Annotated in this window: 17 protein-coding genes and 3 rRNA genes; 1 reads left to right on the top strand and 19 read right to left on the bottom strand. The window is 66.2% G+C overall.

Annotated elements, in window-relative coordinates; genetic code table 11:
* Positions 1 to 112: 112 nt before the first annotated feature.
* The 15 genes from cmk to C1746_RS22175 all read right to left on the bottom strand — a co-directional run bounded on the left by cmk (position 113) and on the right by C1746_RS22175 (position 15,008).
* Positions 113 to 757: a (d)CMP kinase gene (gene cmk / locus C1746_RS17520; protein ID WP_116716048.1), complete on the bottom strand. Its 645-nt coding sequence runs from the start codon at positions 755 to 757 to the stop codon at positions 113 to 115.
* Positions 754 to 2,085, bottom strand: coding sequence for a 3-phosphoshikimate 1-carboxyvinyltransferase (gene aroA, locus C1746_RS17515; protein ID WP_116716047.1), 1,332 nt, complete (start codon positions 2,083 to 2,085; stop codon positions 754 to 756). The genes cmk and aroA overlap by 4 nt, the downstream gene beginning before the upstream one ends.
* Positions 2,082 to 3,197, bottom strand: coding sequence for a prephenate dehydrogenase (locus C1746_RS17510; RefSeq protein ID WP_116716046.1), 1,116 nt, complete (start codon positions 3,195 to 3,197; stop codon positions 2,082 to 2,084). Before C1746_RS17510 ends, aroA begins: the two co-directional genes overlap by 4 nt.
* On the bottom strand, positions 3,194 to 3,946 hold the full coding sequence (locus tag C1746_RS17505) for a pseudouridine synthase (protein ID WP_205711966.1): 753 nt from the start codon (positions 3,944 to 3,946) through the stop codon (positions 3,194 to 3,196). The genes C1746_RS17510 and C1746_RS17505 overlap by 4 nt, the downstream gene beginning before the upstream one ends.
* Complete coding sequence (scpB, locus tag C1746_RS17500; protein WP_116716044.1) at positions 3,936 to 4,847, bottom strand: SMC-Scp complex subunit ScpB; 912 nt, start codon at positions 4,845 to 4,847, stop codon at positions 3,936 to 3,938. Before scpB ends, C1746_RS17505 begins: the two co-directional genes overlap by 11 nt.
* Positions 4,844 to 5,662, bottom strand: coding sequence for a segregation and condensation protein A (locus C1746_RS17495; protein WP_116716043.1), 819 nt, complete (start codon positions 5,660 to 5,662; stop codon positions 4,844 to 4,846). Before C1746_RS17495 ends, scpB begins: the two co-directional genes overlap by 4 nt.
* Positions 5,663 to 5,691: 29 nt before the next feature.
* The gene (locus C1746_RS17490; protein WP_116716042.1) at positions 5,692 to 6,993 is read right to left on the bottom strand and encodes a thymidine phosphorylase; all 1,302 of its coding nucleotides are present in this window, start codon (positions 6,991 to 6,993) and stop codon (positions 5,692 to 5,694) included.
* The gene (gene xerD, locus C1746_RS17485; RefSeq protein ID WP_116716041.1) at positions 6,990 to 7,973 is read right to left on the bottom strand and encodes a site-specific tyrosine recombinase XerD; all 984 of its coding nucleotides are present in this window, start codon (positions 7,971 to 7,973) and stop codon (positions 6,990 to 6,992) included. The genes C1746_RS17490 and xerD overlap by 4 nt, the downstream gene beginning before the upstream one ends.
* Before the next feature lie 51 nt (positions 7,974 to 8,024).
* Complete coding sequence (locus C1746_RS17480; RefSeq protein WP_116716040.1) at positions 8,025 to 8,591, bottom strand: NUDIX domain-containing protein; 567 nt, start codon at positions 8,589 to 8,591, stop codon at positions 8,025 to 8,027.
* Entirely contained in the window at positions 8,588 to 10,240 is a 1,653-nt protein-coding gene (locus C1746_RS17475; protein WP_116716039.1) for a CTP synthase, read from the bottom strand. The genes C1746_RS17480 and C1746_RS17475 overlap by 4 nt, the downstream gene beginning before the upstream one ends.
* 104 nt (positions 10,241 to 10,344) lie before the next feature.
* Complete coding sequence (locus tag C1746_RS17470; protein ID WP_116716038.1) at positions 10,345 to 11,175, bottom strand: hypothetical protein; 831 nt, start codon at positions 11,173 to 11,175, stop codon at positions 10,345 to 10,347.
* 273 nt (positions 11,176 to 11,448) lie between these two features.
* On the bottom strand, positions 11,449 to 13,122 hold the full coding sequence (recN, locus tag C1746_RS17465) for a DNA repair protein RecN (protein WP_116716037.1): 1,674 nt from the start codon (positions 13,120 to 13,122) through the stop codon (positions 11,449 to 11,451).
* 44 nt (positions 13,123 to 13,166) lie between these two features.
* A complete protein-coding gene (locus tag C1746_RS17460; RefSeq protein ID WP_116716036.1) occupies positions 13,167 to 13,982 on the bottom strand; it encodes a TlyA family RNA methyltransferase in 816 nt (271 codons plus the stop codon).
* Between the two features lie 19 nt (positions 13,983 to 14,001).
* Positions 14,002 to 14,187 (bottom strand): hypothetical protein, encoded by a 186-nt coding sequence (locus C1746_RS17455; protein ID WP_116716035.1) that lies wholly within the window; start codon positions 14,185 to 14,187, stop codon positions 14,002 to 14,004.
* On the bottom strand, positions 14,184 to 15,008 hold the full coding sequence (locus C1746_RS22175) for a phasin family protein (protein ID WP_162867892.1): 825 nt from the start codon (positions 15,006 to 15,008) through the stop codon (positions 14,184 to 14,186). Before C1746_RS22175 ends, C1746_RS17455 begins: the two co-directional genes overlap by 4 nt.
* 118 nt (positions 15,009 to 15,126) lie before the next feature.
* Here C1746_RS22175 and C1746_RS17445 point away from each other — a divergent pair, with 118 nt between their 5' ends.
* Positions 15,127 to 16,359 (top strand): AI-2E family transporter, encoded by a 1,233-nt coding sequence (locus tag C1746_RS17445; protein ID WP_162867891.1) that lies wholly within the window; start codon positions 15,127 to 15,129, stop codon positions 16,357 to 16,359.
* Between the two features lie 12 nt (positions 16,360 to 16,371).
* On the opposite strand, the gene C1746_RS17440 is transcribed toward C1746_RS17445, so the two are convergent.
* From C1746_RS17440 to C1746_RS17425, 4 genes are all read right to left on the bottom strand, one after another.
* Positions 16,372 to 17,187 (bottom strand): tetratricopeptide repeat protein, encoded by an 816-nt coding sequence (locus C1746_RS17440; protein WP_162867890.1) that lies wholly within the window; start codon positions 17,185 to 17,187, stop codon positions 16,372 to 16,374.
* A 29-nt stretch (positions 17,188 to 17,216) separates the two neighbouring features.
* Positions 17,217 to 17,333: ribosomal RNA gene (rrf, locus tag C1746_RS17435) — 5S ribosomal RNA — on the bottom strand.
* A 60-nt stretch (positions 17,334 to 17,393) separates the two neighbouring features.
* Positions 17,394 to 20,327, bottom strand: a 23S ribosomal RNA gene (locus C1746_RS17430).
* Positions 20,328 to 20,660: 333 nt separating this feature from the next.
* Positions 20,661 to 22,181: ribosomal RNA gene (locus C1746_RS17425) — 16S ribosomal RNA — on the bottom strand.
* The 16S, 23S and 5S rRNA genes sit together here, the layout of an rRNA operon.
* Positions 22,182 to 22,186 lie beyond the last annotated feature (5 nt).

Raw genomic sequence — 22,186 nt, 5'->3', positions numbered from 1 at the left:
TCAGGTGACACGACTTCAGGTGACACGACTTCAGGTGACATGGTGCACGAAGCCTGCAGGACCGCAGCCACCTGCACCATGTCACCGAAGGGCCGCGTCACGCCCAACCACATCACCGACGAGCCGTGACGAGCTCGACGACGGCGTCGACGACCTCGTCCGGTGCCATGCGGGTGGTGTCCAGGACGATCGCGTCTGCGGCCACCTCCATCTGCGCGGCGTCCGCGCTGTCCCGTCGGGCCAGGTCGTCGGCGTGGAAGTCGACGCGGTCGGCCTCACCCGCCTGGCTGGCGCGCCGCCGAGCACGCTCTTCGACGTCGGCATCCAGCCAGACCTTGACGTCTGCCGTGGGTGCCACGCGAGTGGCCGCATCGCGGCCCTCGATCACGCCGCCGTCCCGCTCGATCCCCGCCTGTTGGGCGGCGAGCAGCTGGTCTCGGACGGACTGCACGCGGGCGACCGCGCTGACGTGGGCGGTGACGGCCTCTCCGCGGATCTCGGCCTCCACGTCCTGCCCGTCGAGCAGGGTGCGCCCGCCCATGCGGTCGATCGACACCGCTCGGACGATGTCGGAGATCGCGTCAGCTGAGGCGGTCTGGGGATCCACACCCGCTCGCATGACCGCCAGAGCGGCTGCCCGGTAGTAGGCCCCCGTGTCGATGTGGGGAACACCGAGCCGGTCGGCAAGTGCCTTGGCGGCCGTGGACTTGCCGGAACCCGCGGGCCCGTCGATGGCAACAACCGGTGGGCGGCTCACCCTGGCCCAACCTCCCCGCCCAACCCCACCAGGGCGTCCCAGAATCCGGGGAACGTCTTGGCGACACAGCCCGGCTGGTTGATCGTGACGCCGGGCAGGCGTGCGGCGACGGCGGCGAAGGCCATCGCCAACCGGTGGTCGTGGTAGGTGTCCAGGGTCGCCGGCCCTCCCGTCGTGGTGCGGCCGTCGATGACCAGGCCGTCCGGGCGCTCGGAGATCGTGGTGCCGAGCTTGGCCAACTCGGTTGCCAGGGCAGCCAGACGGTCGGTCTCGTGGCCACGGACGACCTCGACACCGGTGATCTCGGTGACCCCGGGTGCCAGTGCGGCCAAGGCGGAGACGGTGGTGACCTGGTCCGGCATGGCAGCCAGATGGATCTGCCCGCCCGGCCGCAGCGTCGCGGGCGCGTTGACGGTCACCCGATCCCCGGCGTGCTCGACCATGGCGCCGAACCGCTCGAGGACCGGTCCGATCTGGGAGTCGGGCTGGACCGAGGGGGTGACACCGGGGATGGTCACGCGACCGCCGGTCGCAGCTGCCAACCCATAGAGGTGTGCTGCCGCCGAGGCGTCGTACTCGACATCAACCGTCCGCGCCTGATAGGTCACTCCGGCTCGAACCAGCCAGGACCGCTCGTCGGGCCGCTCGACCACGGCCCCCCACCGCCGCATGGTCTCGGCCGTCAGGTCGACATAGGCGGCCGGGAAGCTGCCCTCGGCGGTGATGTGGACATCGGTGGCCGCGTAGGGGGCGGCCAGGAGGACCGCGCTCACGAACTGCGAGGACCCGCTGGCATCAACGGTGACGGCGCCGCCCTGCAACCCGCCACCGATGGTGACCGGCGGGTACGACGGCGGCCCGCCCTCGATCCTCGCACCCAGGGTGTGCAGCGCCGCGGTCAGCGCACCGAGCGGTCGAGCCCGCAGCGGCCGGTCGCCCGTCAAGGTCACCGGCGATGGGGCCAGCGCGGCCACCGCGGTGCCGAAGCGGATCGTGGTGCCGGAGAGCCGGCAGTCGATCGGCTGGGCTGGGGCCGTCGGCTGCCCGCCAACCCCGATGATGTCCCAGAATGGCGCGGCGTGGCCGTCTCCCGTCGGCGCAGCAGCCTCCGGACCGTGGTCGATCGTGGCGCCAAGAGCGGTCACGAGGTCGCGCATCGCGGCAGAGTCGTCGCTGTCCAGCGGCCCACGGAGCCGCGATGTCCCCGATGCCAGGGTGGCCATCAGCAGCAGGCGATTCGTGACGCTCTTCGAGCCTGGTGCGCGCACGACCCCCTGGAGCGGCCCGGTGGGAACGACCTCCAGCCGCTCGGGGTAGGCGTGGCTCACGGACGCCGCTCGATGACCTCGTAGCCGTGCTGCTCCAAGGCCGCATGAGCGGTGCCGGCGGCCTGCAGACCGTTGACGGCCAGGCGCATCGTCCCGCCACGACCGTCCGGTGCGTGTTCGATGCCCAGATCTTCGATGTTCACGCCGAGGTCGCTGACCGTGGTGGTGATCTCCGCGATCGCGCCGGGCCGGTCGGGGATGGGGATCCGGAGCTCGACCAGTTGACCGGAGACGCTCTCCTTGCCCGGCAAGGACCGACGAGCCTCCCGCGCATCCGTCAGCAGGCTCACCAGGCGGTCCTCATCGCCCTCGAACAGCATCATGCGGAGCTGGCCGATCCGGGCGGCGTACTCGTCGAGCACCGCCACGATGGCCTCGCGGTTGTCACGACAGATGTCGAGCCACATCGCGGGGTTGCTGGCGGCCACGCGGGTGGCGTCCCGGAATCCTCCTCCAGCGAGGAGCAGCAGCCGGGCGTCCTGTCGTCGCGCCCGCTCGGCCGCCAGGCTCATCAGGGTCGTCGCGGTGAGCTGCGGCAGATGGCTGACGATGGCGACCAGCAGGTCGTGGGCCTCGGTGTCGACGACGACGACCCGGGCGCCGATGGCCTCGATCAGGGTGTTCAGGCGTTGCATCGCCGCCGCGTCGGTGCGGGGTGTGGGGGTGAGGAGGTAGGTGGCCCCGACGAACATGGTCCCCGACGCGTGGGCCGCCCCGTGCTCGTGTGACCCGGCCATGGGGTGACCGCCGACGACGTGGACGCCGTCAGGAGCAGCACGCTCCATGGCTGCCACGACCTCAGCCTTGACGCTGCCGACGTCGGTGAGGATGGTCCCGGGTCGAAGGTGATCCGCGATCTGCTCGGCCACCGAGGGGATGTGCGAGGGCGGGACTGCCAGCACGACCACGTCCGCAGCTTCGGCGGCGGCCTCGGCGGTGTCGGCGGTGTCGGTGATGGCGCCCATGGCCTTGGCCTGGGCCAGTTGCTCGGCGTCGACGTCGAAGCCGATGACGCTGCCGACCTCCTCGACCTCCGCCAGCGCCAGACCCAGGGACGCGCCGATCAGGCCGGTCCCGATGAGTGCCACCCGGACCGTGTCGTGGCTGCTCATGAGCGGGCGGACTCGCGATCCGGTCGGCCGTCCAGGCCGACGGCGGCGTAGAGCTCGCGGACTTCCTTGCCGTTGAGTGGACGGACCTTGGACGGCTTGATGTCCCCCAGATGGATGGGACCCACCCGGGTCCGGACCAGCGCCTCGAGGTTGAGCCCGACGGCCTGCATCATGCGGCGGACTTCGCGCTTGCGCCCTTCGGTCAGCACCAGTTCGAGCAGGGAGCGGGTCTGGTCCGCGACCTTGACCTTGGCGGAACGTGCCCGGGCGATGCCGTCGTCCAGCATCACCCCACTGGTCAGCTGGTTCAGCGTGTGCTTGGGGATCGGTCCGCTGACCTGGACCATGTAGGTCTTGGGCACCTCGTACCGCGGGTGGGTAACCCGGTGTGCCAACTCGCCGTCGTTGGTGAGCAGCAGCAGTCCGGAGGTGTTCTGGTCCAGTCGCCCGATGGGGAAGACGCGTGGAGTCGGCGGCACCAGGTCGAGGACGGTGGGCCGGCCCTCGGGGTCGTCGGCGGTGGTCACGCAGCCCAGCGGCTTGTTCAGCAGCAGGTAGACCAGGTCCGTGTTGACGTGGACCCGTTCGCCGTCCACTGCGATGACGTCCGTCGACGGGTCTGCCCGGTCGCCCAAGGTGATGACATCGCCGTTGACGGTGACGCGGCCCTCGGCGATCAGCCCTTCGCTGACCCGACGGCTTCCGAGGCCAGCGGCGGCCAGGACCTTCTGGACTCGCTCACGTGCCATCGGTGGCACCGTCCCGGTCCTCGGCATCCGCCTCGATGTCGCCGTCGCCGTCGGCGCCCACGTCATCGTCAGCGTGATCGTCGAACGGGTCCTCCAGCAGTGCGGTCAGCCGCTCCCCCGGCTTGGGCGTGGGTGACGAGAGAATGCGGTCGATCTCCTCGTCCTCGGGACCGTCCAGTCCGCGGTCGACCACGGCCGAATTTCCGGCGACAGCGCCGTCGTGCTCCTCCAGGCTGATCAGCTCCTTGCGAGCGGCCTTGTACCCGCCAGGCGCGGGTTCCGGCGGGGGTGGCCCGCCGGGGCTCAGGTCCGGGAGCGCAGGTAGATCGTCCAGCGAGTCGAGGCCGAGCTTCTCCAGGAACGAGCTGGTCGTGCCGTACAGCAGCGGCTGCCCCGGCGAGTCCTCACGTCCGATCTCCTCGACCAGTCCGCGGCTCACCAGCTTTCGGACCCCGGCGTCGGCGTCGACCCCGCGGATCTCGGAGATGGCCGACCGGGTCACCGGCTGCTTGTAGGCCACGATCGCGAGGGTCTCGAGGGCTGCCTGACTGAGCCGCCCGGTCCGGCCGTGCAGCACGAACTGCTCGACGTAGCGGGCGGCCCCGGGGTCGGTGTACATCCGCCAGCCACCGCCGACCCGGCGCAGCACGAACCCTCGGCCATCATCGATGTACTCCGCGGCCAGGGCCAGCAGTCCGTCCTCGACATCGCCGGGCGGGACCTCCAGCACCTGGGCGAGGGACTCGACATCGACCGGCTCATCCACGACCAGCAGGATGGCCTCGAGCGCCTTGCGGAGTTCAGGCTCCAGCCGCAACTCGGTGCTCGAGGGATCCTCATCCGACCGCGCCAGCTCGGCGCTCGCGGCCGCTGGCGCCGCGCCAGTCTCCGATCCGCTCATGACGGCTCCGTCGTCTCGACGGGGACGGCGTCGTAGGTCTCGAGCTCGAAGGAGGGGTAGGCGCCACCGAGTGCGTCGGCCGCCTCCGGTGTCCAGGTGATCCGCAGGGATCCGAAGTTGCCCTCCTGCTCGAGGTCCACGTGCTCCAGCTTGTACAGCTCCAGGCAGGCCAGGAAGTGGACCACCACCTCGGCCACGTGTCGGCAGCCGGCGGTCAACTCGTCGAAGGAGAGTGGGCCGTCGCCGCGGCTCAGCTCGTCCAGGATCATCCCGGCCGCCTCCCGGACGGTCATCCGGACCGGCTGGATGTGCGACAGGTCGATCGCGGTGTCGGGCTGCTCGGCGAACGCGCGGGCGGCGATCAGCGCCAGGCCCGTCGGATCCACGCCGAGCACGGCATCCGGGTTCAAGCCGGCGAACTGCGGTTCCATCGACACCTCGCGCGCCACGTAGCCGCCGAATGTGTCGAGGCGCTCACGCAGATGGAAGGCCGCCTCCCGGAACGTGCGGTAGTCCAGCAGCCGCGCGTACAGCAGGTCACGAGCCTCGAGCGCCAACTCGTCGAGCTCGGGATCGTCCTCCGTCGGCAGCAGACGGGCGGCCTTGAGCTCGACGAGGGTGGCCGCGACCACCAGGAACTCCGTGGTCACGCCCAGGTCGACCGTGTCCATCTGCGCGAGCACTGCCAGGTAGTCATCAGTGATCTCGGCGATCGACACCTCGTAGATGTCGACCTTGCGCCGCGCGATCAGGTGCAACAGCAGGTCGAAGGGCCCTTCGAAGGCCGAGACGGAGACGTGGTAGGTGGCCGACATGGGACCTCCTGAGTCTATCGAGAGGACTCTCAGATGACGTGGAGGACGGTCGGCGCCGGTTCGCCGTCGTCCCCGATCTCGATCAGGTCCCCGAGGCGCGCAACCACCGCCTCGGCGTCGGCGTCGGTCCGAGCGTGCACGACGGCCAGGACCTGCCCCTGCTCAACGCTGGCCCCCTCGCCGGTCTGCAGGTCGATGCCCACCGCCGGATCGACGTCGTCGGTCGACTGGACCCGTCCGGCTCCCAACTGCATCGACAGCAGTCCCACGGCGCGGGCGGGGATGCGTGCGATCGTTCCAGTCCGTGCGGCGGTCACCCGCACCTGGACGGGAGCGGACGGCAGGACCTCGCGCGGCCGCTGGCACACGGCCGGGTCGCCGCCCTGGGCCTGGATCATCAGCTGCAGGGTCTCGAGCGCCGACCCGTCGGTCCACAGGCTGACCAGTCGGTCGTGGGCCTCACGCTCGCTGATGCCCTCCGCTTGCGAGGCGGCCAGCGACGCGAGCTTCAGACACACCTCGGCGAACCGCCCCTCGGGGGGTGCGGCGAGCGTCTCCACGACCTCCGCCACCTCCAATCCGTTGCCGATGCCGACCCCGAGCGGCGTGCTCATGTCCGAGACGATCGCCCGGGTGTTCCGCCCTGCCCCGGCCCCGATGGACACGCAGAGCTCCGCCAGCTCACGGGCCGCCGCGGCAGTCTCCATGAACGCACCGTCACCCGCCTTGACGTCGAGGACGATGGTCCCCGCACCGCTGGCCAGCTTCTTCGACATCACCGACGAGGCGATCAGTGCCATGCTGGGAACGGTCCCGGTCACATCACGGAGGGCGTACAAGGCCTTGTCCGCCGGTACCAGGTCGGCGGTCTGGGCGGCCACGACGCAGCCGACCTCCTCGGCGATCTCGGTGATCCGGTCGAGGGGGAGCTGCACCTGCATGCCCGGGATCGACTCCAGCTTGTCGAGCGTCCCACCGGTGTGGCCCAGTCCCCGGCCGCTCAGCTTCACGACCTGCAGCCCGGCGGCGGCCAGCAGCGGGGCGACCACCAACGTGGTGCCGTCCCCGACCCCTCCGGTTGAGTGCTTGTCCACCGTCGGTCCTCGCAGCTGTGCCAGATCGAGCCGGTCGCCGGAGTCGAGGAGAACCTCGGTGAGGGCCTTGGCCTCCTGCACGGAGAAGCCCTGGATGACGCCGGCCATGAGCAGGGCCGCCATCTGGCCCTCCTGCACCTGCTCGCCGTCCAGGTAGCCGGAGATGAAGGCCGCATACTCCGATTGGGACAGCTCGCCGCCGTCCCGCTTCCGCTCGATCAACGCAACGGGGTTCATCCGGCCGTGTCCTGTCGTGTCGGGGTCGTGGGGCTTGCGCCGGCGACGGTGCCCGCGGCAGCGTCAGCATCGGCCATGGTGGCACGCGGATGCGCGCGGTCGTACAGCGCCCGCAGGCGTGCGTGGCTGGTGTGGGTGTAGACCTGTGTGGTGTTGACACTCGAGTGGCCCAGCAGCTCCTGGACGACGCGGATGTCAGCGCCTCCCTCGATCAGGTGGGTGGCGAAGGAGTGTCGGAGGGTGTGCGGGCTCACCGCGTCGCCGAGCCCCGCCGCATCAGCGCGGCGTTTGACGATCTTCCAGCCACCCTGCCGAGTCAGCCGGCCACCGCGGGTGTTGCAGAACAGCGTCGGGCCGCGCGGGGCCATCTCGGGTCGGCCGTCGCCCAGCCACCGCTTCACCGCCTGCGTGGCCATCCGTCCGATCGGGACCACCCGCTCTCGGGAGCCCTTCCCGAGGCAGCGGACCGTCATGTCCACCACATCGACATCATCGACGTCGAGCGAGATCAGCTCGGTGATCCGCAGTCCGGCGGAGTAGAGCAGCTCCAGCATCGCCAGGTCGCGGAGGTCCGCCGGCTCCCCACCCTCGGCCTGGGCCAGCAGGTCGTCGACCTGAGCCTGGGTGAGGGTGTCGGGCAGGGTGCGGCCGGGCCGCGGTGCACTGAGCTCCGTGGAGGTGTCGACGTCGGTGATGCCCTCCTTCACCAGGTACCGGTGCAGTCCACGGACGGCCACGAGCGTCCGGGCGATGGAGGCCTTGGCGTACGGCTTGCCGCGTGAGGTCTGCTGTGAGCGCAGCCAGGCCACGAAACCCGTCACGTCCTCGGTATCGGCACCGACGGGCGACCCGATGCCCTCCAACTCGAGGTAGGTGCCGTAGAGCCGCAGGTCACGCCGATAGGCCGCCAGGCTGTGCTCGGACAGGCCTCGCTCGGCGGCGAGGTGGTCCAGGTAGCTCTCAGCGTGCGGGGGAAGCACTGGCGGGTCTCGATTCGTGCGACACGTCGGTGTCGTCTGAGCCTAGCCCATCTAGCTTGACATAACCCCATCCAGCTGGGTCCATGCGGCCAGCAGGCCGATGACGGTCTTGGCGTCCACGATCTCACCCTCGTGCACCATCCTGACCGCCTCATCCAGGGGAATCCGGACGACGGTCATGTCGGCCTCCTCGGCCTCCAACACGAAGTCGGCCGGCCGTTCGGTGGGCTGCAGATCGGTGGCCAGGTAGACGGTTGTCGTCTCGGTGGTCCAGCCGGCTGAGTTGGTGAACGTCAGGAGCTCCTGCACGCTGTCGGCGTGGAGCGCAACCTCCTCCACCAGTTCCCGCCGCACGGCTGCGACCCGTTCCTCGTCGGCGACATCGAGCACCCCGGCTGGGATCTCGAGGAAGTGGTCGCCGAAGGCGTGCCGGTACTGCCGCAGCATGACCACGTTGTCGTCCCCGTCGATCGGGACCACACCAACCGCGGAGAGGTGCTCGGCGATCTCGCGCAGCGCCGAACTACCGTCCGGCATCCGGACCTGGTCGCGTCGGATCGTGGTCCAGCGCGACTCGAAGACGGTTTCGGATGACTCGACCGTGAACGGTTCGTTCACGACACCGTAACGGGTGGCGGGTTGACGTTCGGCAGCCGACCCTGGCGAGCCAGCATCCGGTCCAAGGCGGCGCCGACGAAGTCCCGGAACAGCGGGTGCGGCCGATTCGGTCGCGAGAGGAACTCCGGGTGCGCCTGGGTGGCGACGAACCAGGGATGGTCGGCCAACTCGATCATCTCGACCAGCCTGTCGTTGGGTGAGAGGCCCGAGAGCACCATGCCCGCGGCCTCGAGCCGCGACCGGTACTTGTTGGCGACCTCCCAGCGGTGCCGGTGTCGCTCGTAGACGAAGTTCTGGCCGTAGGCCGCCTCCGACTTCGTCCCGGGCGTCAGCTTGCAGGGATAGATCCCCAGCCGCATGGTGCCGCCCAGATCGGTGACGTCGCGCTGCTCCTCCATCAGGGCGATGACCGGGTCGGGCGTGTCCGCGTCGAACTCCGAGGAGTGGGCCTCCGGTAGGCCGAGCACATTGCGGGCGAACTCGATCACGGCCGTCTGCAGGCCCAAGCAGATGCCCAGGTAGGGGATCTGTCGCTCCCTGGCACACCGGCCGGCGTTGATCTTGCCCTCCACACCGCGGATGCCGAACCCGCCCGGAATGAGGATGCCGTCCAGGTTGGCCAACTTCTCCTCCGCAACGGAGCGGTTCACCAACTCGTCTGACTGCACCCACTGGATGTCCACGTCGACCTGATGGTGGATGCCGGCGTGGTCCAGCGACTCGACCACGGAGAGGTAGGCGTCCGGCAGAGACACGTACTTGCCGACCAGGCCGATGCGCACGATCTCCTTGGGGTTCTCGAGCCGCGAGACCATCGCGTTCCACTCGGTCATGTCCGGCTCGACCTTGGGGTCGAGCCCCAGCCGACGGACGACGAACTGGTCCAACCCCTCCTCCTGCAGGACGGCTGGGACGGCGTAGATGGAGTGGGCGTCGTGCGCGCTGACGACGCCGTCGAGGTCGATGTCGGACAGCATCGCGATCTTGCGCTTGAGTTCCAGCGGAATGGGACGGTCCGCGCGGCAGACCAGTGCGTCCGGTTGGATCCCGATCGAGCGCAGTTCGCGGACGGAGTGCTGCGCCGGTTTTGTCTTCAGCTCCTTCGTGGGTCCGATGAAGGGCACCAGCGCGCAGTGCACGTAGCAGATGTTCTCGCGGCCGACGTCGTAGCGGATCTGGCGGATCGCCTCGAGGAACGGCAGCCCCTCGATGTCACCGACGGTCCCTCCAACCTCCGAGATGACGACGTCGACCTCGTCGGCCAGCTCGAGGATCCGCTTCTTGATCTCGTTGGTGATGTGCGGGACGACCTGGACCGTCTCCCCCATGTAATCGCCCTTGCGCTCCTTCGCGATGACGGTGGAGTAGATCTGACCGGTCGAGACACTGGCCTGGCGCGGCAGTTGAACGTCGATGAAGCGCTCGTAGTGACCCAGGTCGAGGTCGGTCTCCCCGCCGTCGTGGGTGACGAACACCTCGCCGTGCTGGAACGGGTTCATCGTCCCCGGGTCGACGTTGACGTAGGGGTCCAGCTTCTGCATGGTCACCCGCAGACCGCGCGCCGTGAGCAGACGGCCCAGCGAGGCGGCGGTGATGCCCTTGCCGAGTGAGGACGACACGCCCCCGGTGACAAGGATGTGCTTCGCCATCAGTGTTCTCCTTGGACCTGGTGAACCACCTGGATGTCCACGTGCGCGATGTGTCGTGCCGGGCCGCAAGGAAAACGTGGCCTGGGCCAACGTAGCAGGCGGGATCAGCCGGTCAAATCACCCACGGCAGCTGCCCCGGGCGTGAGTACCTGAGCGCCGGTCTCAGTGACCGCCGGCTGGACCTGAAGGGTCGCGGCCGGCAGGGCCAGAGGGTTCAACTCCTGGTCGTCCAAGGTGCCCGAGCCGACGACTCCGACCGGGGTGACGCCAGACTCGACGCGGTCACCCGGCTGCAGCGATGTGCTGGCCAGGCCGCGGAGGACGACGAACAGGTCATCGCGGCCGTCCGGGCGGATGCTGATCTGCGTGAGCTGGGTTCCGTCGGCGTCGTAGGTGATGGCTGCCTCGACCGTTCCCGCCACTGGAGCGAGCAGTTGCGTCCGTGGGGCGGCCAGGATGGTTGCCAGACCGGTCGCGGGTCGGACACCGGTCACGGGCGCTCGCACCGTGTACTCGGGGCCCTGGAAGCTCTCGGGGGCGACGAAGCCTTCGGGATTGTTGTTGCGCCCGAGTTCGCCGACCGGGGTGAGGGCCAGCGCCGACGGGGTCGGTGCCTCCCCGAAGATGACGCCTCCGGCACCAACCACGGGCAACTGGAGGGCCACGTCGTCGATCGCTGCGAAGGCCGGGGCATCGACCGCCCGCGCCGCTCCCCCGCCCCCCGGGACCAGTGCGACGGAGTCGGTCGGCTGGGCGACAGCAGCGTCACCGCGAAGCGTCGCTTCGAGCTCCGGCGACAGGCTGGCTTCGGCGACCGCGACGCTGTTCATGTCCGACGTCTGCGCGCCGACGAGGAGGCCGGCGATCCACAGCACCAGGACGAGGATGCCCACCGCTGCACCGACCAGGTACGGCGTCGGCACGCCGGCCGTCACCGCTCCCCCGGATCGGCGGCGGCGAGTCGCGCGAGGCGAGTCACCTGACTGCCGTGCACCGGAGAAAGGTGCTCGGCGCGGTCGACCGGCAGTTGTTCCGAGCCGGCCGAGCGTGCTGAAGTCGGTCGAGGTACTCAAGCGTTGGAGGGGGTCTGGTAGGACGTGGAGGAGGCCGTGAACGCAGGCAGCGTCAGCCGGTCCGCCTGGCTGATGCCGCACGGTAACAGTCGTCGACACCTCAACCGGGGTGTCCGAATCGGCCTTCTGGACAGGTCAGCGAAGGCTGGCGGCCTGATCGAGCAGTTCCTGTGCGTGGGTCAGTGCCGCGTCGGACTGCCTGTCCCCCGACAACATTCGTGAGAGTTCTGCCGCGCGCTCGTGCTCGTCGAGGCTGGTGATCGCCGTGGCCGTGGTCGCCCCCCTGGTGTGCTTGCTGATGACGTGGTGGGAATCCGCGAACGCGGCGAGTTGGGCCAGGTGGGTGACACACAGGACCTGCCGACCCTCAGCCAGCCGGGCCAGCTTGCGACCCACGGCGAGCGCCGTCTCTCCGCCGATGCCGGCGTCGACCTCGTCGAAGACCATGACCGCGGTGTCGTCGGCGTCCGCCAGCGCCACCTTGACCGCCAGCGCCACGCGACTGCGCTCACCGCCACTGGCCGCGCTCCCCAGCGGGAGTGCAGGTTGCCCGCGGTTGGCGGACAGGAGGAACTCGATGCGGTCGCAGCCGTGTGGACCAGGCTGGATGTCCGAGACCTCGATCCGGGTCCTCGCGTGTTGCATGGCGAGCTCGGACAGGTGCCCGTCGATGGCCTTGGCCAGACGATTGCCGGCCTTGCGCCTGGCGGCCCGCAGCTGCCCGCCAACCGTGTGAAGGGTCTCGGCAACTGCCCTGAGTTCCGACCGCAGCTCCTCGAGGCGTTCCTCACCGCCGTCGATCAGGCTGAGTCGCTCACGGGCCTGCGAGACGTAGGCTCGGACGTCTGTGGTTGCGGGTCCGTACTTCCGCAGCAGGCGACCGATGGCGGCGCGGCGGCCGAGGGCGGTCTGCAGGGCCTCGGGATCGGACTCGAGGTCCTCGGCGTATCCGGCCAGATCGAAGCCGAGTTCCTGCACCTCCACGCTGGCCGTCTCGAGACGTTCGAGCAGGTCCTGGAGGTGCAGGTCGTGTTCGGCGACCGGCCTGAGCGCCGCGACCGCAGTGCCGAGCAGGTCCCGTGCACCGTCGTCGGCCGTGACGGCCTCAGCCGCAACCGCTGCCCCGTCGCGAAGATCCTCCACGTACTGCAGTCGCGCGATGTCAGCATCCAGTTGATCCTCTTCGCCGGCGGCCGGGTCGACCTCGTCGATCTCGCTGACCTCGACCCGCAGCCGGTCGGCCTCACGCGCGCCGTCACGAGCGGCCACCTCTGCGTCCTCGAGGCGAGTGGCGGCGGCACGCCAGGCCGCGTACGCAGCATCGTATCGCGCGCGGATTGTGGCGATGTCGGCCCCGCCGAAGCGATCGAGCAGCTCGCGCTGGACGTCGCCATCGGCCATCCGGATGGACTCGTGCTGGGAGTGCACCTCGACGACGCCACCCAGGATCTCCGCGAGGACGGACACGGGCGCCAACTGGCTGCCGACGCGGGCCCGCGACCGCCCCGTTGGGCTGCCATCCGCACCCTTGCCGCCCACCTCGCGGGTGACGATGAGGGCGTCGTCGTCATCGGCCCACTCCGCAGCCGCATCGGGCACGGGTTCGATGCGCGCCTGCAGGAGTGCGGAATCTGCGCCTGCTCGAACCTTCTCCTTGTCGGCCCGGCCACCGAGCAGCCACTGCAGGCCGGTGACGACCATCGTCTTGCCGGCACCGGTCTCACCCGTCAGGACGTTCAGGCCGGGCGACAGCGGCAGGCTGAGCCGGTCGATGAGCCCCAGCCCCGCGATTTCGAGATCCGTCAGCATCAGGGCGACATGGTAGGGGCGTGGTGTGACACGGCCTGGTAGCGCTACCCGATCGCCCGCGCCGCGTCGACGGCCCCCTGGATGATGTCTGCCGGATCTGGCCGGTCGTCTCGGGCAACACCCCGCTGCAGGTGGAGGAAGAACTCGATGTTCCCCGCCGGGCCTGGCGCCCTTGACGGCGCGGCGCCGAGCAAGCTGAGCTCGAGTGTGTCGGCGAACTCGGTGACGTGCCGCATGGCAGAGGCCCAGGTGGAGGGGTCCCGGACGACGCCGTTCTTGCCGACCAGTTCTCGGCCCGCTTCGAACTGCGGCTTGACCATGGGCAGCATGGTGACGGGGTCCGCCGAGACCGCGGAGAGTGCGGGCAGGACCTTGGTCAGGGAGATGAAGGACAGATCAGCCACGACGAAGTCGGCGATCCGACCGTCCGGGAGGGCCTGTGGCGTCAGCGTCCGCACGTTGGTTCGCTCGAGCAGCGTGACGCGGTCGTCGGTGCGGAGCTCCCAGGCGAGTTGGCCGTAGGCGACATCCACCGCGATCACGTGGTGCGCGCCCCGGCGGAGCAGGACGTCGGTGAATCCGCCGTGCGCCGCACCGGCATCCAAGGCCGTCCGTCCTGCCGGGTCCACGGCCAGGTCCTCAAGCGCGCCCAAGAGCTTCAGCGCCCCGCGCGAGGCGTACCGCGGCGTCTGGCGCGTCAGCTTGATGGACTGGTCCGCGGTGACCTGGCTCGACGGCTTGGGGACGGCGACACCCTCCACGACGACCTCGCCCGCGTGGATCATCTGCTGAGCCGCGGTGCGGGACGGTGCCAGTTTCCGGCGGGCCAACTCGGCATCCAGCCGGACCCGTCGTGCCATGTGTCGGTGGGAGTGGGTCTCAGCTGGCGGAGGGGATTCGTCGCGCCATCTCGTCCAGCTCACCGACGAGCAGGTCCAGCGAGTCGGAGAGCAACTGGACGTGCTGGTCGAGCGGCCGCTCGTCCAGCGAGTCCAACGTCTGACGGACTTGCTCGACGGCGTCCGGGCCTGATGGAGGGGGTGGTGGTGGAATCATCGCGGTCACGAGGCATCACCTGCGGGCGGGGCTGTCTTCTTCGCAGCGGTCTTCTTGGCGGTCGTGCTCTTGGTGGTGGCCTTCTTGGTGGTCGCCTTCAAGGGCGTGCCCTTCTTAGCGGTCGACTTCTTGGCGGTCGACTTCTTGGCCGGGCTGCGCTTCGTCGCCTTGGCCGCCGTCGTGTTGGCCGCCGTCTTCTTCGCCGAAGACGACTTGGTCGACTTCTTCCCCTCCAACTTCTTCGCGGTCGACTTCTTCCCGGCCGACGTTTTGGTCGGACTGGTCTTCGTCGCCTTCGCCGCCGTCGTCTTGGCCGCCGTCTTCTTCGCCGCCGTCTTCTTCGCCGACGAGGCCGTCTTGGTCGACTTCTTCGCCGTCGACGTCTTGGCGGTGGCCTTCTTCACCGACTTCTTGGCCGTCTTCTTGGCCGTCTTCTTCGCGGTCTTCTTCGCGGTCTTCTTGGCCGGTGCCTTCTTCGTGGCGGCTGGCACGGCGGCCGCGGTCTTGGGGGCCGGTGCCTCCTCTGCCTCGTCCTCATCCCCTCGAAGTCGCTCGAGAATGCCGATGCGGCTCTCCAGAGCGTCCAGAGCGCCCTTGCGAACGACGTCGACCCCGCCGAGCGCCCGTTCGACCTCGTTGCTCACCAGATCCTGGATCGACTTGCGGTTCCGCTCGACCTGGCCGAGCAGTGCCTCGACGAGGTTCTCGCTGGCGTTGGCTGCCACCTCGCCCCGGACGACCAGCGCCTTCACAACCTCCTCGGCCTTTCGACGGGGAACCTCGGTCAGGCTGGCGGCCAGGTCCAGGTACTTCCTCCAGGCAGTTTCCACAGCAGCGTCGTCCTCCGTCGGGTCGTGACAGACGGTGCCGAGGATAGCCCTGCCGAGGCAGGATCCCGGTGAAGCCCATACCCGGCTGGACGACCGCACCATGCGATACCGTTCAGCCGTGCCCGACGAACCAGACGTGGAGCAGCCAGACGTCCCCCGGGAGCCCAGCCCCAGTCCCGCTGATGTGCACGCGACAGAGCGTGCGCTGCCATCACCAGCCCGGGTGCTCGGGCTCATCGCCGTCGTGGTCGTCGCCTACGGCACGATCCTGATGATCCAGTCGCTCCGGTCCATCCTGGTGATGCTGCTGGTCTCGCTGTTCATCTCCTTTGCGATGGAGCCGGCGGTGAAGTGGCTGGTGCAACGGGGCGCCCGCCGAGGGTTCGCCACGGCAGCGGTGTTCCTGCTCAGCATCCTGCTGCTCGTCGCGTCCTTCGGATCGGTCATCCCGCTGCTGATCGACCAGGTGGGTGAGTTGCTGCGTTCCTTGCCCCGGTCGGTCAGTGACGTGAACGATCTGCTGTCACGGATCCCGCTCATCGAGCTCCAACTGGACCCGGAGGGGGATCTGAATCAGGAGCTGCTGCGGATCGGCCGGGAGTTCGGGACCGGAGACCTGGCGTCGGTGGCGACGGGCAATGTCCTGGGGGCAGCCGGCTCCGTGGTTGGCCTCGGTGCGACTGCGATCGGCATTCTCTTCCAAGGCCTCACCGTCCTGCTGGTGTCCTTCTACATGGTCGCCGACGGCCCGAGGTTCCGAGCGACGCTGGCTCGCCCCCTCCCGCCTCAGCGTCAACGCGAGCTGCTGGCGGTGTGGGAGATCGCCGTCGCCAAGACCGGCGGGTACATCTACTCGAGGCTGCTCCTCGCGATCACCGCCGCCCTGGTCACGGCCATCTTCCTGACCGTGCTCGGGGTGCCGTACCCCCTGCCCCTCGGACTGTGGGTTGGTGTGTCCGGCGCGTTCATCCCGGTCCTCGGGACCTACCTGGGCGGCATCCTCGTCCTCCTCGTCGCTGCGGGGGACCGCCCACTCAACGCCGCGTGGGTGCTGGTGTTCCTGATCGTCTATCAGCAGCTCGAGAACTACCTGATCGCACCGAGGCTGACGGCTGTGACGATGGACGTGCACCCCGCAGTTGCCTTCGTCAGCGTCATCATCGGCGCAACGCTGCTCGGTGCCGTGGGCGCGCTGCTCGCGTTGCCCGCCACTGCGATCATCCAGGCCGTGGCGTCCACCTACATCCATCGACACCAACTGATCGACGAGCTGATCGAGGCATCGGAGTCGTTGGAAGACGCGGTCGGCCCCGATCTGCCCCCGCTCCGGGTCGACTCGATCCCCACCTAACGTCCTGAGTCATCAGCTGTCGAGTCGCGACAGCCGCTCCCCCACATCCAAGAATTCGTCGTCGATGGCCGCGACGGCCTCGAAGTACTCCTGCGCAAGGCCCACGTCGCCCTTCTGCTCGGCGACATCGCCAGCCAGGTACCACGTTCGTGCGTGCTCCACGCCGGTCTCCGGATCGAGGGGCGCCCGATCCAGCAGGACCAGCGCGCCGTCATAGTCCCCGTTGCCCGCCAGCATGCCGGCCTGGACTATCACGCCCTCGACTGCCCGGTCGTTGGGCACGGCTCGCGCCCGATCCCCTTCCAGCATCTCTCGCACCAACCCGTCGACGCGGTCATCGCGGCCCAGCGCCCGCGCGCAGTCGGCCAGGAGGTGGTTCTGGTCCGCCCGACCCGAGAGCCGCCGATAGGCCTGCAGCTCACGTTGGGCATCCTCGAACCGTCCGAGGGAGTACAGGGCGACCCCGAGGCCTTCCCGAATGGCAACACTGCGACCGGCCCGGCTCGACGCCCATGTCAGCAGCTCGACCGCCCGTTCGACGTCTCCCACCGACATTGCCTCGGTCGCCACGGCAACAGCGGTCGCGACGTCCTCGATGTCCTGCTCACGCGCCGTCCGCTTGATGTCGCGATAGACGCCTGCCGCCAGGTGGGGACGCTCTCTCGGGAGCTGGGGCTTGGCCGGATCGGCCTTCGACCGGCCTCCCCTGCGGCGAGGCGGCGGTGTCTGGCCACTCAGGCTTCGCTGGATCGGCTGATCCTCCTCGCGATTCTCCATCTCCTCCTGCTCCTCAATCATGTGCACCGTTCCGAAAAGCACAACAGCCACCTTGACAAGTCAAGGCGGCTGATTGTGGTGGTCCGCGACGTCCTACTCTCCCACGCAGTTGCCCGCGCAGTACCATCGGCGCTGGAGGGCTTAACTTCCGGGTTCGGAATGGAACCGGGTGTACCCCCTCCGCAATGACCACGGAACTCTATGAAATTTGTATGCGTTCCCGTTCCAGGGATGAACCACATAGCGAGCGCGAGCATCACAATAAGTGATCGGATTATTAGTACCGGTCAGCTGCGGACATTACTGCCCTTCCACATCCGGCCTATCAACCCAGTCGTCTACTGGGATCCTTAAAGAGAAACCTCATCTTGAAGCAGGCTTCGCGCTTAGATGCTTTCAGCGCTTATCCCTTCCGAACGTAGCCAACCGGCCATGCCCTTGGCAGGACAACCGGCACACTAGAGGTTCGTCCACCCCGGTCCTCTCGTACTAGGGGCAGCTCTTCTCAAGTTTCTTACGCGCGCAGCGGATAGGGACCGAACTGTCTCACGACGTTCTAAACCCAGCTCGCGTGCCGCTTTAATGGGCGAACAGCCCAACCCTTGGGACCTGCTTCAGCCCCAGGATGCGACGAGCCGACATCGAGGTGCCAAACCTTCCCGTCGATATGGACTCTTGGGGAAGATAAGCCTGTTATCCCCGGGGTACCTTTTAGCCGTTGAGCGCCAACTCTCCCACTTGAGGTTGGCGGATCACTAGGTCCTGCTTTCGCAACTGCTTGACCTGTCAGTCTCGCAGTAAAGCTCCTTTGTGCCCTTACACTCGAAGGCCGATTACCGACCGGCCTGAAGGAACCTTTGAGCGCCTCCGTTACTATTTAGGAGGCAACCGCCCCAGTTAAACTGCCCACCAGACGCTGTCCCTGATCCGGCTAACGGATCTAGGTTAGAAGCCCAATACTACCAGGGTGGTATTCCAAGGTCGGCTCCACGAACACTAGCGTGCCCGCTTCAAAGCCTCCCACCTATCCTGCACAGATAGCACCGAACTCCAACATCAAGTTGCAGTAAAGGTCCCGGGGTCTTTCCGTCCTGCTGCGCGAAACGAGCATCTTTACTCGTATTGCAATTTCACCGAGTCTCTAGTGGAGACAGTGCTCAAGTCGTTACGCCATTCGTGCAGGTCGGAACTTACCCGACAAGGAATTTCGCTACCTTAGGACCGTTATAGTTACGGCCGCCGTTTACTGGCGCTTAGATTCAAGGCTTCGCCGAAGCTAACCTCTCCTCGTAACGTTCCAGCACCGGGCAGGCGTCAGTACATATACGTCGCCTTGCGGCTTAGCATGCACCTATGTTTTTAGTAAACAGTCGCTTGAGCCTAGTCACTGCGGCCTACTCTCGTAGGCACCCCTTATCCCGAAGTTACGGGGCCATTTTGCCGAGTTCCTTCACTAGAGTTCTCTCGATCGCCTCGGTATTCTCTACCTGTCCACCTGAGTTGGTTTAGGGTACGGGCAGCTAGTCAACCTCGCTAGATGCTTTTCTTGGCAGCATGGTATTTCGCACTTCTCCTATCCGGATCGGCGTCGTGCTTCAGCCTTGATGCAGCCCGGATTTACCTGGTCTGCAGCCTAAACACTTACCCGGGCTCTACCATCTACCCGGTTGCGATAACCTCCTGCGTCACACCATCGCTCGAACGGTTGTAGCTGGTACAGGAATATCAACCTGTTATCCATCGACTACGCCTTTCGGCCTCGCCTTAGGTCCCGACTTACCCTGGGCGGATGAACCTTCCCCAGGAACCCTTGGACATTCGGCGGAGGAGTTCCTCCCTCCTCTTTCGTTACTCATGCCTGCATTCTCACTTGTGAACGCTCCACGGTTGGTCACCCTTCCGCTTCTCAGCAAACACAACGCTCCCCTACCCATGTACAAAGTACATGCCGTAGCTTCGGTATATGGCTTAGCCCCGTTACATTGTCGGCGCAGGACTTCTTGACCAGTGAGCTATTACGCACTCTTTCAAGGGTGGCTGCTTCTAAGCCAACCTCCTGGTTGTCTGTGACGTCCCACATCCTTTACCACTTAGCCATAATTTAGGGACCTTAGCTGACGGTCTGGGTTGTTTCCCTCTCGACTACGGAGCTTATCCCCCGCAGACTCACTGCCGCGCTTGGCGTACTGGCATTCGGAGTTTGACTGATGTTGGTAAGCTTGTAGGCCCCCGCGACCAATCAGTGCTCTACCTCCAGCACGGAACACGCGACGCTGCACCTAGATGCATTTCGGGGAGAACCAGCTATCACGGTGTTTGATTGGCCTTTCACCCCTATCCACAGCTCATCCCCCCAGTTTTCAACCTAGGTGGGTTCGGTCCTCCACGCGGTCTTACCCGCGCTTCAACCTGGCCATGGATAGATCACACCGCTTCGGGTATAGGACCAGCTACTCGACGCCCTGTTCAGACTCGCTTTCGCTTCGGCTTCCCGTCGTCCGGTTAACCTTGCAACTGATCGCTAACTCGCAGGCTCATTCTTCAAAAGGCACGCTGTCACCCCACAAGGGGGCTCCAACTGCTTGTAGGCACGCGGTTTCAGGTACTATTTCACTCCCCTCCCGGGGTACTTTTCACCTTTCCCTCACGGTACTAGTTCGCTATCGGTCGCTAGAGAGTGTTTAGCCTTATGGGGTGGTCCCCACAGATTCACACAGGATTTCACGGGTCCCGCGCTACTTGGGATGGCTGACGGGCTGCATACAAATTTCACCTACGGGCCTGTTACCCTCTATGGGAGAACTTTCCTGAACTCTTCGGTTATCTGCATGCATCGACCCTGATCAACTGACAGGTTGATCGGTCAGATCCCACTACCCCCACATGGCAACGGCTGTCACCTTGACACCATGTGAGTTTGGGCTGTACCCCGTTCGCTCGCCACTACTAGGGGCATCACTATTGTTTTCTTTTCCTCCGGTTACTGAGATGTTTCACTTCACCGGGTTCCCTTCCACTGCGCTATGTGTTCACGCAGGGATGATGAGGCATGACCCCCATCAGGTTTTCCTATTCGGCCATTCGCGGATCGAAGCTTGCTTGGCAGCTCCCCGCGACTTATCGCAGCCTGCAACGGCCTTCATCGGCTTCTAGCGCCTAGGCATCCACCGGGTGCCCTTACTAACTTATTGAGACGATGCTCGCGCTCGCTATGGAGTTCTCAATGAACGGGCGTCGGCTGATCAGTCGCTTACCGGCCCTGGGAAGGAATCCCGTGTGCCGACAGTTCGACGTCGTAGCCGAGAAGAGGCTTCCGCCACCTTCAAAGCTACACAGTGTGCCCACAATCGCTGTCGCTCTGTGCTGATCGGTCATAACCGGGTCTGCACCGAAGTGCAATCGGTCCCCCCGACCTGTCACCGAGCGACGATGACGTGAGTAGTCAGTGATCCACAGAAGCTTGACGCATCTGGCGTTCCCGACCGGTGTGGCCGAGATTCGCGCTGGCGCCGTTCGCTCCTTAGAAAGGAGGTGATCCAGCCGCACCTTCCGGTACGGCTACCTTGTTACGACTTCGTCCCAATCGCCGATCCCACCTTCGGCAGCTCCCTCTCAAAGAGTTGGGCCACTGACTTCGGGTGTTACCGACTTTCATGACGTGACGGGCGGTGTGTACAAGGCCCGGGAACGTATTCACCGCGACATTGCTGATTCGCGATTACTAGCGACTCCGCCTTCATGGAGTCGAGTTGCAGACTCCAATCCGAACTGAGACCGGCTTTGTGAGATTCGCTCACCCTCACGGGATCGCAGCCCTCTGTACCGGCCATTGTAGCATGTGTGCAGCCCAAGACATAAGGGGCATGATGATTTGACGTCGTCCCCACCTTCCTCCGGTTTGACACCGGCAGTCTCCCATGAGTCCCCGACATTACTCGCTGGCAACATAGGATAAGGGTTGCGCTCGTTGCGGGACTTAACCCAACACCTCACGGCACGAGCTGACGACAACCATGCACCACCTGTATACGACGCCGAAGCACACTGTGTTTCCACAGCTTTTCCGTATATTTCAAGCCTTGGTAAGGTTCTTCGCGTTGCTTCGAATTAAGCCACATGCTCCGCCGCTTGTGCGGGCCCCCGTCAATTCCTTTGAGTTTTAGCCTTGCGGCCGTAGTCCCCAGGCGGGGTGCTTAATGCGTTAGCTGCGGCACGGAAGAAGTGGATTATCTCCCACACCTAGCACCCATCGTTTACGGCGTGGACTACCAGGGTATCTAATCCTGTTTGCTCCCCACGCTTTCGCTCCTCAGCGTCAGAACAGGCCCAGAGATCCGCCTTCGCCACCGGTGTTCCTCCTAATATCTGCGCATTTCACCGCTACACTAGGAATTCCGATCTCCCCTACCTGCCTCAAGTCTTCCAGTATCGGATGCAGTTTCAGAGTTGAGCCCTGAGATTTCACATCCGACTTAAAAGACCGCCTACGAGCTCTTTACGCCCAATAATTCCGGACAACGCTTGACCCCTACGTATTACCGCGGCTGCTGGCACGTAGTTGGCCGGGTCTTCTTCTGGAGGTACCGTCACTTTCGCTTCTTCCCTCCTGAAAGTGGTTTACAACCCGAAGGCCTTCTTCCCACACGCGGCGTCGCTGCGTCAGGCTTTCGCCCATTGCGCAAGATTCCCTACTGCTGCCTCCCGTAGGAGTCTGGGCCGTGTCTCAGTCCCAGTGTGGCTGTTCGAGCTCTCACTCCAGCTACGCGTCGTGGCCTTGGTGAGCCGTTACCTCACCAACTAGCTGATACGCCGCGAGACCATCCCGGAGCAGCGGACTTTTCCTCCGTCTGCCATGTGGTGGGCGGAGAGTATTCGGCATTAGCCACAGTTTCCCGTGGTTATTCCGATCTCCGGGGTAGGTTTCTCACGTGTTACTCACCCGTTCGCCGGTCTCCACATATCCGAAGATATGCTTCTCCCTCGACTTGCATGTATAAGGCGCGCCGCCAGCGTTCGTCCTGAGCCAGGATCAAACTCTCCATTGGAGAAC

The sequence above is a fragment of the Euzebya tangerina genome (assembly GCF_003074135.1).
Taxonomy (GTDB): Bacteria; Actinomycetota; Nitriliruptoria; order Euzebyales; family Euzebyaceae; genus Euzebya; species Euzebya tangerina.
The sequence above is the reverse complement of the archived record's forward strand: the minus strand, read 5'-3'. Positions and strand labels throughout refer to the sequence as shown.